Genomic DNA, 14298 nt, shown 5'->3' on the forward strand with positions numbered 1-14298 from the left:
GCAAAAAATACACTTCTAAATATACTCAATGTTCTGATTATAAATAGTAAAGCATTTTTAAAAAAATGGTCGATTATAAAATCAACATGATCTATACGAATTTTATAGCTACTTTTAAAAGAACAAACAACACCTTCAACACAATAACTTACCATGAGAAATCTAATAGTATTTTCAATTTGTTTTCTTCTAATACACGCTACACAAGCACAAGATTCAAAAAATGAGAAAAATTTAACTCCCATACCAAAAGCAAAATCCTTTATTACCCAGCACAAGGGAATATTTGGTGGAAAAAATATTGATTATACTACCACTGCGAAAGAAACTTTCCTGACCAATGCAAAAGGAGATTCAATTGCCACATTCTGGTCGGTGGCATATACAAAAACCATCATGGGCGATGTTACCAAAAGACCGGTAACTTTTGTTTTTAATGGCGGACCTGGTTCTGCATCTCTATGGTTGCATATGGGTTTCTTTGGACCCAAAGTTGTAAAGGTCGATTCTGATGCAAAATCTGATGATGGTGCTGCACCTTACCAATTAGTGAATAATGATCATGGTCTATTAGATATTACAGATTTGGTTTTTATAGATCCCGTTGGTACCGGTTATAGTAGGTTGGTAGGAAAAGGTGAGGGAAAAGATTTTTACGGTTTAAAGGAAGATGTTGATTCTTTTGCTCAATTCATTAGAAAATGGGTTACTGAAAATGAGCGTTGGTTCTCACCTAAATATTTGGCTGGTGAAAGTTATGGAACCACACGTGCCGCAGCCCTAGGAAAAGCTTTGGAAGGCTCTGGTCAAAATATGGCATTGAACGGTATGATACTTATATCACAAGCGTTAGACTACGCAGGATCCACTTCCATACCCAACAATATCACCTCATTTATTACTTATTTACCGAGTATGGCAGCTACAGCGTGGTATCATAAAAAAGCGGGACAAGGTAAAACATTGGAAAATTTCACAAAAGAATGTAGAGTATTTACCTATAACACCTATATACCGGCACTTTATAAAGGAAACCTTTTAACAGTGTCTGAAAAGAAAGCGATAGCTGAAAAACTTTCTTATTTCACCGGATTGGATACATCTTATATTCTGCAATCTAACTTAAGAATATTAATGGGTCGTTTTCAGAAAAAACTACTCGAAGATAAAGGCTTGGCCATTGGTAGACTAGATGGACGATTTATGGGTGATGAGGAAGATAAGGTTTCAGAAAAACCTCATTTGGGCGATGCCTCCAGTTATCAAATTAGTGCTGCTTATACGGCTAGCTTAAACCATTATTTCGCTTCTGAACTTAAGGTGAAAATGGATAGACCTTATATTACTTCGGGTGGTGGTTCTAATTGGAGATGGAGAACAGTACCAGATGGCAATTATTGGGAGCCTATGCCAGTGAATACCGCACCTGATCTCGGCGAAACCATGCGAAGAAATACAGCAATGAAAGTATTGGTTGCCAGTGGTTATTATGATCTAATTACTCCTTTTTTCGATGCTGAATATACTTTTGATAGAAACGGAATAGTAAAAGAACGTGTTGAAATGAAATATTATGAAGCTGGTCATATGATGTATACTCATGAACCAGATCTTATAAAACTAAGTAAAGATATTCGAGAATTTATGACAAGCAAGTAATTTATAATTTGGGCTTACTTATCCTTATTCAAAATGACTATTTTCTCTTGTTGGCATTTAAGATTATAAAAATTTACAATGTCTTTTACATGCTTTTTTTTGTATTCTTTGTTCTGAATTTTAGCTACCAGCGCAGGGCAATCTGAAAAATAATCTGATGCTGCATTTTTGAAATTTTTACTAAAGAGCTGATTGGATCCTAAATGGGATACTTCTCCATTTACTCCCTTAGTGACATATAAGTTTTTAATATCATAATAATTACCGGGCATCATATTCATTTGTCCATTGGTACCACCAACGAACATTGGACTAGAATACCCTGTTTGTTCTAGAACATATAAGTTAACACTGCCTATTTCAAGTTCACGTACCACATTAAAATAGCCATCTCGGGTTTCTAAATAAATATAGGTAGATGGCTCTTCCCTATCATTGATAACTACTTGCTCCAAGTTTTCAAAATGATATTTCTCTGCTTTGTCTCCCTTTGATTTCTTAAATTTTACCTGATCCCCATTAACAAGTTTTGCCAACCCTGTGAGTTGTTTACCAGTTTTAAAATATAAGGTAGCTGCATCTCTTTGGGCAAAGGCAATCGATCCTACAAAACAGCAGACTAAAACCAGAAGGGACGTTTTTTTCATAGCACGTAATTGATAGATAACTATTATAAAACGGCTACATAAGAACTATGTTATATTCTTTAACCAAATTTCGATGAAGCACCACGTGCTATATGCAACTGATTAATCTTTTATTGGCTTGGTAATATTCAAGTTTTGAAGTAGGGGATCATCTTCGTTCAATAATCTTTGGGTTCTTAAATAACGTCCTACGTTATACGCATCATAATTTGGAGATTCTTTGTCAACACTGCTAATACGTACCATTTCAGATGAATGTATAAACTGATTATCACCGATCCACATACCTACATGAACCACTTTTTCTGAAGTGGTTTCCGTTGCTTTTCTTCCAAAGAACAATAAATCGCCCTTTTCCAACTTACTAAAGTCAGCTATAGAATCTATGGGTTTACCTGCATGCACCTGTTGTGATGCATCGCGCGGAATAACCATACCGTTTAAAAAATAAATGGTTTTCGTATACCCACTACAATCTACGCCTTTTGTAGAAGTACCACCCCATAAGTAAGGCACGCCCATTAATGTTTTTGATGTTTCAATCAGTGATTCTGCGGTATAATCTAAACTAGATAACCATGTCTCATATTCTTGCGCTTCATCCTTTAAAATATAAGCTTGTCTACCATCTGGAAATTCTATTTTAAAATGAGTATCATCTCTATCCACTAATTTTAAAATGCTTCCTGCAACAACATCAGATATTCTATTATCAGCATCTATAGAATTAAATGCATGTCCGTAAGTATTGGTATATATAATCTTGTCTGAAGCTTTCCATTCCGTAATTTGAGATTCGTTCATTAATTGAATACCACCTGGATCTACCCATGCCAAATATTTATCGGGCGTTTGTATTAAGTACCAATCTCCTTCCTTTTTCAACACATTGACAACTGTACCTAAAGTCGCTTGTGTTGCCAATTCTGCTGAGTGTTTAGGGTTACTTCTAAGATTAGCTGCCGAGATGTTAATAACGGCCGTTGTCATACCCTCTAAACTATCTGAAGGCAATATTCTAACCTCATTGGTCGCCTCTATCCCCTTTTCCTTCAAAACGGCTTCTAAAGAATCTATTGCATGTGGTAAATTTGATTCACCAATCAAAGTAAAACCCGAAGGACCATCTAAAACATCTATATTAAATAACGCGGTACGTTTATCTGGCGCAAATACATTCTTAATTTGTTCGATCTCATCGGCAAGAATTTTCTTTTGCCCCATACGAACCCCACAAGACATATTTAAAGCAATCATAATCAATACAAAAGCCTTTATAAACAATAATCTCTTCATCCCTAAATAATTTCTAATAGTATTAGCCTTGTGAAATTATGTAATTTTATCGCAAATGAAGAAACTAAAGGTCATAGAACTTTTTGCTGGTGTAGGTGGATTTCGCTTAGGATTAGAAGATACTAACAATTATAAGGTAGTTTGGAGCAATCAATTTGAACCTAGTACAAAAATGCAACATGCATCTAAAGTGTATGAAGCTAGATTTGGCTCAAATAATCACCGTAATCAAGATATATCTGAAGTACCAACAAATGAAATACCCGATGCCGATATTTTGGTTGGTGGATTTCCTTGCCAAGACTATTCCGTTGCTACAACGCTTCATAATTCTAAAGGTCTTATTGGAAAAAAAGGTGTTTTATGGTGGAGCATTCACCGAATATTATCAGAAAAAAAACATCCGCCAAAATACTTATTTCTAGAAAATGTGGACCGTTTATTAAAGTCACCTTCAACCCAAAGAGGAAGAGACTTTGCCATTATGCTAAAGAGTCTAAATGATTTAGGATATGCCGTAGAGTGGCGAGTTATTAACGCTGCAGATTATGGAATGCCACAAAGACGCAGACGAATATTCTTTTTAGGCTATCATAAATCTACACCACTTTATAAACAATTAAATAAAACTTCTGCTGATAAATGGATTTTTGAACAAGGTACTATTGCATCTGCTTTTCCTATTACCAGTAGTTCATCAAAAATGATATCATTTGATATTACCGATGACTTAGTTTCACTATCGGAAAATTTCAACTTAGACCAAAAATTATCTCCTTTTCTAAATACCGGGATATTCATAAAAGGTAAGGTATATACTACCAAGACTACTGCCAATTATTTGGGCAAAAGAACCGTGTTGGCAGATGTATTACAAAAAGAAAGCATACCAGAGGAGTTTTATATACCCGAAGAAGACCATGATAAATGGCATTATTTAAAAGGTGCAAAAAAGGAAACAAGAACTTCTAAATCGGGTTTTTCCTATCATTACAATGAAGGTAGCATGATTTTTCCCGATGCTCTTGATAATGCATCAAGAACAATTATTACTGGTGAAGGGGGTAAGAGCCCATCTCGGTTTAAACATGTTATTAACACAAAAAAAGGTCTACGTAGATTAACTCCTATAGAATTGGAACGCTTAAATATGTTCCCCGATAACCATACATTACTTGAAGGAATCTCTAATACCAAAAGAGCTTTTTTTATGGGTAATGCCTTAGTGGTAGGTGTGGTTAGAAAGATAGGAAAGGTGCTATCGGAAAAAATAATGGAAGTAAAATAAAATCAATTTCTATTATTGAATAGTACATTTTCTAAATAATCTTCTCTTTCACTCTCTAAATTATCTAGCCAAAAATACGTGTTGATTAACATAACATATTGTTAATCAACGTTTAAAATTAGGAATTGTCCTTTTTTTTATTATTTTACTAGGTATGGTAAAAGTAGAAAAGTCAGAAAACACGGAATTTTTAGAGAAGTCTATACAACATTTAGAAGCCACTGGTTTTGAGAATATAAAGGCGGATATTGAAGGATATGAAACCCCAAAATCATACTCTAGAAAGGGTAAAGATGGTAACATAACTCCAGATATTGTTGCAGTAAAGAACGGAAGAAAATATTATTTTGATATCAGCCTAAAATCACCAAAAACCAGACTTTTAAAAACAAAATGGCTGTTTTTAGATACATTGAGTAGAATGAACTCCAATAGATTTAGAATTATAACCACCAAAGGTCATTATAAATTCACTGATAATATGTTAGAGGATATTAACCTCAGCAATAAGACGCCTATAAAAATATAAATACTTTAATTTAAAATTTTTAAAAGTCCGCCAATGGCGGACTTTTATGTTTTTAACATACCAATATGAGGTATACCATCTTCAAGATATTCTTCACCAATGGAATTAAAACCTAAATCCGAATAGAATTTAGTAAGGTATTTTTGAGCGGAAATTTTTATTTCGGTACAATTAAAATGTTCTTTAACCACCTTTATTGAAGCCTGCATGATAACTTTACCATAACCAAATTTTCTATACTCTTTATGCACTGCTACCCTACCAATACTTGCCTCATCAAAATAGTCACCAGGTTTAAAAACACGAGTATAGGCAACTACCTTGTTATCTTTTAATCCTACTACATGTACAGCTTTGTCATCTTTACCATCAATATCCAAATAAACACAATCTTGTTCTACTACAAAAATATCGCTTCGTAGTTGAAGTACATTATACAGTTCTTCAGTATTGAATTCTGTAAAGTTCATTACTTTAATTTCTAACATAAATATGCTTATTTAACTATCAATGTTTATATCTAAAACTTATTAAGTATTTGAAAAATAAATACTTATAATAACAATTTAAGGTTATTAACATAGTTGTGATAACAATTTATTGCAATGGAATTTTTTCAATTCTACGCTCATGTCTACCGCCATCAAAAGAAGTATTTAAAAATGTGGAAACCATTTCAAGTGCTTGTGGTAGTGCTATATATCTTGCAGGTAAACTTAATATGTTAGCATCGTTATGTTCTCTGGCTAATTTGGTAATTTCTTTGTTCCAACACAATGCAGCTCTTACATTCTGATGTTTATTAGCTGTCATAGAAGCTCCATTGCCGCTACCACAGATCAAAATACCAAAATCTACATTACCTTGTTCAACATCTAATGCCACAGGATGTGCAAAATCTGGATAATCAACACTATCCGTACCATCGGTACCATAATTAATGACTTCTACCTGTATAGATTTAAGTAAACCTATAATCGCTAATTTATAATCTGTACCCGCATGGTCGTTACCTATAGCAATTTTCATATGCGTAATAGTTAATGGTTAATTGTTCATAGTTTATATACTGTGGGGTTGGTACTAAACAAAGCTAAAGGTACAATAATCAGGCATTCACAACAAAAAAGTAGGGGTTCACAACAATTGTTACCAACTAAATAATAATAGTTGTTAATTAGTATGTTATAAACGAGTTTACCTATTGCATAAATTGTTTAGAAAAAGTTGCTAAAATATTTGCTTTTTAAAGTTGACATCTGCTTACAATTTTAATCTTCTTAACACGAATTTAAATATTAGAAAGTTTTAGCTCATTTTCATCAAAATTTCAGTCCTAGTTAACATTAAAATTACATTTAGTTATTAATAAATTCATGTTAATAGCACTTATAAACTGTGTTTAATAACTTCTCAAAATACTGATATTCAAATACAGTTTAATAATAGTTATTGTCAACAAGTATTAGTATCTCATAAAGTCAAGTAAAATTTAAATAAGTTATTCTAGATATTAACAAGCTATAATAACCATTAATATTTAATTTAATTTAAAAGAAAAAATGACTAATATGATATATATGTTAATAACAACTAGTTTGCTTAACTTTTCATTAAATGGTTGTGTAACAGGTAGTGGATTATAATTCGTAATTTTCCAACAAATTAAAAGTTTAATGTCGAAAAGAAATAAGAAGGCGAAGAATCATAGAAAGAACGAAATAACGAAAGGAATTTTTACCGTTCTTGAAAAGGAACCGAATAAAAGTTTCAACTATAAGCAAATTGCCGCTAAGATAAATATTACCGATGCTCAAGATAGAAATACTCTTATAAAAAGGTTAACCCAATTAAAAGAGAAAAAAAGAATTCAAGAAGTTGATCGGGGTCAATACAAAGTACTAGAAGATACAAAAACCTATTACGAAGGTACCGTTGATTTAACAGGTAAAGGAAATGCATACATTATTGTTGAAGGTATGGATGATGATGTCTTTATACCATCCAACAAGTTGAATAAAGCTTTTCATAAGGATAAGGTAGAGGTATTTATTTACCCAAGAAAAAAGAGTAAAAAGTTAGAAGGAGAAGTTGTAAAGGTACTAGAAAGGTATAAGACTACTTTTGTAGGTATAGTAGACATGCAGAAAACCTTTGCTTTTGTTAGACCTACCGATTTTAGAATGTATACCGATATTTTTGTTTCTAAAGATAAATTAGGAGAAGCAAAAGATGGCGAAAAAGTATTGGTTGAAATTACCGATTGGCCAGATGATGTAGATTCACCGTTTGGTAAAATATCTCAAGTTTTAGGAGTTCCTGGTGAACATGATACTGAAATTCATTCCATTTTAGCAGAGTATGGATTACCATATTCTTTTCCTGAAGATGTACAAAAGTTTGCTGATGGTCTAGATACGAGCATTAAGGAAGAAGAAATTAAAAAACGTAAAGATTTACGTAACGTACTTACTTTTACTATAGATCCTAAAGATGCAAAGGATTTTGATGATGCTTTGTCTTTTCAAAAACTTGAAAATGGAAACTATGAGATAGGTATTCATATTGCCGATGTTTCCCATTATCTGCAAAAAGATACAATTCTTGATGATGAGGCATATGAACGGGCAACTTCTGTTTATTTAGTTGATCGTGTGGTGCCTATGTTACCCGAAGTTTTATCAAATAATGCGTGTTCTTTAAGACCTAATGAAGAAAAATATACTTTTTCTGCCATTTTTGAATTAGATGAGAATGCTATTATTAGAGATCAATGGTTTGGTAGAACGGTAATAGATTCAAATGAGCGTTTTGCGTATGAAGAGGCGCAACATATCATAGAAACGGGTAGTGGAGATATACCTGAGGACATTTCGATCAGAGAAACGGCCTATACGGTTTCTAAAGATGTTGTTGAAGCAACTTTGGAAATGGATAGACTTGCCAAGATTATGCGAGATAAACGTATGGATAAAGGTGCCTTATCTTTTGATAAAGTAGAAGTACGTTTTAATCTTGATGAAAATAACGAACCTATTGGTGTTTACTTTAAGGAATCTAAAGATGCTAATAAACTTATTGAAGAGTTTATGCTTTTAGCTAATAGAAAAGTTGCCGAGTTTATTGGAAAACAAAAACCAAAAAAGACTTTTGTTTATAGAATACATGATGATCCAGATCCAGATAAGTTGATGGCTTTGAATGGTATAGTTTCTAAATTCGGACATAAATTAGATTTTAAGGACAAGAAATCTATAAGTTCTTCATTAAACCAGTTATTGCAAGACGTAAAAGGTAAAAGAGAACAAAATATGGTAGATACACTTACTATTCGTAGTATGAGTAAAGCTATTTATACCATAGACAATATTGGTCATTATGGTTTAGCTTTCGATTATTATACTCATTTTACTTCTCCTATCCGTAGATATCCAGATGTAATGGTTCATAGATTGTTACAACATTATTTAGATGGTGGAAAATCTGCAAATGCCGAAGAATTTGAAAAGAAGTGTAAACATTCTTCAGATATGGAATACTTAGCATCAAGTGCTGAAAGAGATTCTATAAAGTATATGCAGATTAAGTTTATGCAAGATCATAAAGATGAAGAGTTTAGAGGAGTCATCAGTGGTGTTACCGAATGGGGAATTTACGTTGAGATAATCTCTAATAAATGTGAAGGTATGATTAGAATCAGAGACATAAAAGGAGATTATTTTATCTTTGATGAAAGACAGTATGCTATAATTGGTGAGCGTACCAAGAAAACATATACCTTAGGTGATGAGGTTACCGTAATGGTTAAGAATACCGATTTAATTAAAAGGCATTTAGATTTTGCTTTAATTCCAGATGACAATAAATAAATTGGAATAGAATTTGGTATAGATTGACGGAATTAAAAAAATGTATTTCTATTAATTAATACGTTTATTTTAAATTACATAAAAGTAATGAAACAAGTTATTTTAATAATGTTTCTTTTTGGAAGTCTTTTGGTTAATGGCCAAGATGATAAGATTACTCAAAATATTGATTCTTTTAAAGAGGTTAAAGGTTTTGATGGATTATCGATTAATCTTATAAAATCTTCAGAGAACAAGGTGGTCATTACTGGTGAAAATACCGGTAAAGTTGCGGTGGTCAATAATGATGGGGTACTTAAAATTAGAATGCAGATTGGTAAAATCTTTAGTGGATATAAGACTTTTGTAGATCTTTATTATGCACAAGACATTTTAGTTATTGATGTAAATGAAGATGCCCGAATAGTTACCGAACAAATGATTGTACAAGATGTTTTAGAATTAAAAGCACAAGAAGGTGGTGAGTTAGTGGTTAATGCTAAAGTAGAACAAATGTTAATTAAATCAGTTTCTGGAGGTATTATTAAAACAACAGGTTCTTCTAATCTACAAGACGTTCAAATAAATACCGGCGGAGTTTATGAAGGTAAATCATTTACTACCAATTTTTCTACTATAAATGTAAATGCAGGTTCTAGGGCAGAAATTTATGCTAAAGATTATGTAAAGGCCACGGTTAAAGCTGGGGGTGAAGTATTAGTCTTTGGCAATCCGGATAAATTAGAAGAGAAAACCGTTTTTGGTGGTACTATAACTAGAATGTAAACATCAATGTTAGAAGATATTCAGGCAGCAATTCCTTTAGGCTTTTTTTTAAGTTTTATGGTTGGTCCCGTATTCTTTGTACTTCTTCAAACTAGTGCGATTAAAGGTTTTAGGGCTGCTATTACTTTTGATATTGGTGTTTTATTAGCTGATGTTATTTTTATTTTGGTCGCTTACTTTAGTAGCTTTCAGTTACTTGAGAATTTAAGCAATCAGCCTGGACTATATGTTTTTGGTGGGGTTATATTGTTGGTTTATGGTTTGTTTACTTTTTTTAAGACCGAAAAAAAAGAGATACCGATAGAGTCTAAGAAAATAAGAAAGTCAGATTTTTTTGGATTATTTGTTAAGGGTTTTTTATTAAATTTTATCAATATCGGCGTACTGGTTTTCTGGTTAGGAATAATTATAATAGTAGGTCCAAGTTTAGATAAACAACCTAATAGATTTTTTACTTTTTTTGCAACGGTACTACTCTCCTATTTTGTTACTGATGTATTTAAAATATTATTAGCGAAACAATTAAAGAGAAAACTTACTGCTGACAGAATAGTTTGGATAAAAAAAGTGATTGGGGTTATTCTTATAATCTGTGGAATTGTTTTGGTGGTTAAAGGCTTTCTACCAAAAGATCAGTTTAATTTTGAACAGGAATTAGAAAGATTCGAACCTAATTTAATAGAATAAAAAAAGCCGGTATTAACCGGCTTTTTTTATTAATGTTTATAGTAGTTTACTTTTTGTATTTCTCATTAAGTAATTTAACTATTTCATCGGTAAGGTCATTGGCTTCTGTTCCGTATAGAACGCTTCCACCATCTCCTCCACCTAAAATGTATGTATATCCGTTGGATTTTCCATAAGCTTTAATTTCCTCTTTTACTTTAGAAACTATGCTGTCCATTTCAGTTTGACCTTCTATTTGTAATTGTTGATCTTGTTGTTGAAGTTGTTGTCCAATAATTTGACCTTTTTGTTGCATTGCAGCATATTCTTCTTGTGCTTTAGTCTGAGACATAGATTGAGCCTTGGCTTGAAAAGCCTGTGCTTCTATTTGAAATGCTTGAGAAATACTATCTCTTTTCTTTGCTAAAGCATCAGCCTTAACTTTAAATTTAGATTCAACATCAATTTTTTGTTGATATTCATCCATCAATTTTACGTTATCTACATATCCTATTTTTTCTTGTTGGCAAGAAGCTAATAAGGCAAGAGCAAAAATTACAATAAAGTTTTTCATTTTTTCATTTTTATGAGTTGCAAAAGTAATAAAGCTTTTAAAAGGAAAATATTTTTAAATTGATATATGTATTGAATTTCCTTAATATAAATTTTTCTTATTTAAAATTTAATACATATAATTTATATTGATTTTATAGGTTAATTTTAAGGTACTTTAAGCGTCGTATTTAATGAAACACTTATGATTATATTATTATGGTATGAAAAGTTGTTTAAATGGGCTTAAAATAAGTTTTTAGTCTTTTTGAAGGATATATATGTGTGATGAATACTCTCCGGACTGTTTTGCCTTAATATTTGATACGAGACCACGATAGAAGGCCATAAAATAATTTGAGTATCCTTTTTTGTATTTTTCAGATAATAGTGAAACATAGTAGGAATCAAAATACATTGGTAATATTTTCTTTACACTTAAATTATGTTCCTTAAAGATTATGGTTATGGATGTTTTTGAAAAATGCCATAAATGTCTGGGAGTGTCGTAAGCTGCCCAATACTGTCTATAGTATTGGGCATCGTATGATTTATAGTTGGGTACAGCTATTATTAATGTACCATTTTCTTCCAATAAATTTTCTATTAAGTTTATTTGTTTATCAAGATTTGGTAGATGTTCTAGTACATGCCATAGGGTGATGATATTAAATTTTTGATTTGTAATAGATTTTAAGGATTTATATATTGTAAGATTTTTCTTAATAGCTATTTCTCTTGCTTGCGTACTTAACTCTACTCCTATGGTATTCCAATTAACTGTTTTGGCAGTAGATAAAAATTCACCGGTTCCACATCCTATATCTAAAATAGTTTTTTGTTCTTGGCTATATTTATTAATCAATTTTACCTTTTGAGATAATGTAATTTGTTTTACGATTTGGTATACTTTTTCCAAAAGAGATTTTGATTCATCTGTATGTGATATATAATTATTAGAATCATAATATTTAGTAATATCTGTAGGTATTGGTTGTGTTATTAGCATATCTTTTTCTGAATCATATTCAAGATGAAAATGTTCTTTTGTAACTAAATAGTCTTTAGTTTTTAGATATGTTTTAGTTTTGGTCATTTTTGATTTGCCTGATTTGATGAATAATTTAACGTTGTTCCACGTGGAACAATTTGTCCTACCTTCCAAGGAAAACTAAAAGTACACTGATATCACTTGGTGTAACTCCACTAATTCTTGATGCTTGAGAAATGGTTACGGGTTGAATTTTAGTTAATTTTTCACGTGCTTCGAATGATAGAGATTTTAATTTGGAGTAGTCAAAATTAGCTGGAATCTTTACTGCTTCTAATCTATGAAGTTTATCTGCGTTTAATTTTTCTTTAGCGATGTATCCAGAATATTTTATCTGTACTTCTGCTTGTTCTAGAATTTCATTGTCAAAGTTATTTTCTTGTACAAATGCGCTAACATTTTCTAATTGTAGCATGTGATCCATTGTTACATTTGGTCTTGAAAAGGCTTTATACATTTTATCAGATTGCTTTACTAAAGATGAATTAACACTCTCTAATATTGGGTTAATGTCTTTGGGTAAGACACTGGTTTCTTTAAAAAATTGTACTAGTGATTCAGATTGTTCTTGTTTTTCTTCCATGCGTTTCATGCGAGAATCTGTTGCTAATCCTATTGAATGACTTAATGGTGTAAGACGTAAATCTGCATTGTCTTGTCTAAGTAATGTTCTATATTCTGCTCTAGAAGTAAACATTCTATACGGTTCTTCTGTTCCTTTTGTAATTAGGTCATCAATTAAAACACCTATATAGGCTTCGTCTCTTTTTAATATTAAAGCGTCCTTTTCTTTTAATTTTAAATGAGCATTTATACCTGCCATTAAACCTTGCGATGCTGCCTCTTCATATCCGGTAGTTCCATTTATTTGACCGGCAAAATATAAATTTTCTACAAGTTTGGTTTCTAATGTATGCTTCAGTTGTGTTGGTGGAAAGTAATCGTATTCTATTGCATAGCCAGGTCTAAAGAATTTTACTTTTTCAAATCCTACCACTGAACGTAATGCCTTAAATTGTACATCTTCTGGTAATGATGTGGAAAATCCGTTTACATATACTTCAACAGTTTCCCATCCTTCTGGTTCAATGAACATTTGATGACTGTCTTTATCTGCAAATCTATTTATTTTATCTTCTATGGATGGGCAGTATCTTGGTCCTAAACTTTTAATTCTTCCATTGAACATGGGTGACCTATCAAAACCTTCACGTAATAAATCATGAACCAAAGCACTAGTATGTGTCATATAACAATCACGTTGATTAGCTAAGGATTTCGTATTAGTATAAGAAAATTTTTCTGGTGTGAGGTCTCCTGGTTGAACAATCATTTTAGAATAATCTAAAGATCTACCATCTACTCGTGGTGGAGTACCAGTTTTCATTCTACCACTTTCAAAACCTAAATCAACGAGTTGTTCTGTAATTCCGGTAGCCGCTTTTTCTCCTGCCCTACCTCCACCAAATTGTTTTTCACCAATATGAATTAAACCATTTAAGAAGGTTCCATTAGTTAAAACAACTGCTTTTGATTTTATCTCAATACCTAGGGAAGTTTTAACTCCAGTAATTGTATTATTCTCAACTAATAGTCCAGATACCATTTCTTGATAGAAATCTACATTCGGTGTACGCTCTAACATTAAACGCCATTCTTCTGCAAAACGCATTCGGTCGTTTTGTGTTCTAGGACTCCACATTGCAGGTCCTTTAGATTTATTGAGCATCTTAAATTGTATAGCAGATTTGTCTGATACAATTCCACTATACCCACCAAGGGCATCTATTTCTCTAACAATTTGTCCTTTTGCGATTCCACCCATTGCTGGGTTACAGGACATCTGGCCTATATTTTGCAAATTCATTGTTACCAATAAGGTTTTAGAACCCAAGTTTGCAGCTGCTGCTGCTGCTTCTGCACCGGCGTGTCCTCCGCCAACTACAATTACATCATATTCTTCTCCAAACATACCG

General features: G+C 32.2%; 13 protein-coding genes. 6 read left to right on the forward strand and 7 right to left on the reverse strand.

The window, feature by feature from the left end; genetic code table 11:
• Positions 1–153 precede the first annotated feature (153 nt).
• Positions 154–1659 (forward strand): S10 family peptidase, encoded by a 1506-nt coding sequence (locus tag DCS95_RS14870; protein ID WP_116771561.1) that lies wholly within the window; start codon positions 154–156, stop codon positions 1657–1659.
• Positions 1660–1673: 14 nt separating this feature from the next.
• Here the strand turns inward: DCS95_RS14870 and DCS95_RS14875 are convergent, their stop codons facing one another.
• On the reverse strand, positions 1674–2306 hold the full coding sequence (locus DCS95_RS14875; RefSeq protein ID WP_116771562.1) for a hypothetical protein: 633 nt from the start codon (positions 2304–2306) through the stop codon (positions 1674–1676).
• A 102-nt stretch (positions 2307–2408) separates the two neighbouring features.
• Positions 2409–3602, reverse strand: coding sequence for a C40 family peptidase (locus tag DCS95_RS14880; protein ID WP_116771563.1), 1194 nt, complete (start codon positions 3600–3602; stop codon positions 2409–2411).
• 55 nt (positions 3603–3657) lie between these two features.
• On the opposite strand from DCS95_RS14880, the gene dcm reads away from it, so the two are divergent.
• Both dcm and DCS95_RS14890 read left to right on the forward strand, forming a co-directional pair.
• The gene (gene dcm, locus DCS95_RS14885) at positions 3658–4890 is read left to right on the forward strand and encodes a DNA (cytosine-5-)-methyltransferase (RefSeq protein WP_116771564.1); all 1233 of its coding nucleotides are present in this window, start codon (positions 3658–3660) and stop codon (positions 4888–4890) included.
• A 154-nt stretch (positions 4891–5044) separates the two neighbouring features.
• Entirely contained in the window at positions 5045–5419 is a 375-nt protein-coding gene (locus DCS95_RS14890; RefSeq protein ID WP_116771565.1) for a hypothetical protein, read from the forward strand.
• Between the two features lie 44 nt (positions 5420–5463).
• On the opposite strand, the gene DCS95_RS14895 is transcribed toward DCS95_RS14890, so the two are convergent.
• Together DCS95_RS14895 and rpiB are read right to left on the reverse strand one after the other, a co-directional pair.
• Complete coding sequence (locus tag DCS95_RS14895; protein ID WP_116771566.1) at positions 5464–5907, reverse strand: GNAT family N-acetyltransferase; 444 nt, start codon at positions 5905–5907, stop codon at positions 5464–5466.
• 109 nt (positions 5908–6016) lie between these two features.
• The gene (gene rpiB / locus DCS95_RS14900) at positions 6017–6448 is read right to left on the reverse strand and encodes a ribose 5-phosphate isomerase B (protein ID WP_116771567.1); all 432 of its coding nucleotides are present in this window, start codon (positions 6446–6448) and stop codon (positions 6017–6019) included.
• Positions 6449–7095: 647 nt separating this feature from the next.
• Between rpiB and rnr the strand changes: the two genes are divergently transcribed.
• The 3 genes from rnr to DCS95_RS14915 all read left to right on the forward strand — a co-directional run bounded on the left by rnr (position 7096) and on the right by DCS95_RS14915 (position 10740).
• Positions 7096–9288, forward strand: coding sequence for a ribonuclease R (gene rnr / locus DCS95_RS14905; protein ID WP_116771568.1), 2193 nt, complete (start codon positions 7096–7098; stop codon positions 9286–9288).
• An 87-nt stretch (positions 9289–9375) separates the two neighbouring features.
• On the forward strand, positions 9376–10053 hold the full coding sequence (locus DCS95_RS14910; protein WP_116771569.1) for a head GIN domain-containing protein: 678 nt from the start codon (positions 9376–9378) through the stop codon (positions 10051–10053).
• Positions 10054–10059: 6 nt separating this feature from the next.
• Positions 10060–10740: a LysE family translocator gene (locus DCS95_RS14915; RefSeq protein ID WP_116771570.1), complete on the forward strand. Its 681-nt coding sequence runs from the start codon at positions 10060–10062 to the stop codon at positions 10738–10740.
• Positions 10741–10786: 46 nt separating this feature from the next.
• On the opposite strand, the gene DCS95_RS14920 is transcribed toward DCS95_RS14915, so the two are convergent.
• The 3 genes from DCS95_RS14920 to mnmG form a co-directional block, all read right to left on the reverse strand.
• A complete protein-coding gene (locus tag DCS95_RS14920) occupies positions 10787–11293 on the reverse strand; it encodes an OmpH/Skp family outer membrane protein (RefSeq protein ID WP_116771571.1) in 507 nt (168 codons plus the stop codon).
• A 237-nt stretch (positions 11294–11530) separates the two neighbouring features.
• A complete protein-coding gene (locus DCS95_RS14925) occupies positions 11531–12367 on the reverse strand; it encodes a class I SAM-dependent methyltransferase (RefSeq protein WP_116771572.1) in 837 nt (278 codons plus the stop codon).
• A gap of 58 nt (positions 12368–12425) precedes the next feature.
• The gene (gene mnmG / locus DCS95_RS14930; RefSeq protein ID WP_116771573.1) at positions 12426–14294 is read right to left on the reverse strand and encodes a tRNA uridine-5-carboxymethylaminomethyl(34) synthesis enzyme MnmG; all 1869 of its coding nucleotides are present in this window, start codon (positions 14292–14294) and stop codon (positions 12426–12428) included.
• Between the last annotated feature and the right edge of the window lie 4 nt (positions 14295–14298).

Origin of the sequence: Maribacter litoralis, assembly GCF_003075045.1 — a bacterium.
GTDB lineage: Bacteria > Bacteroidota > Bacteroidia > Flavobacteriales > Flavobacteriaceae > Maribacter > Maribacter litoralis.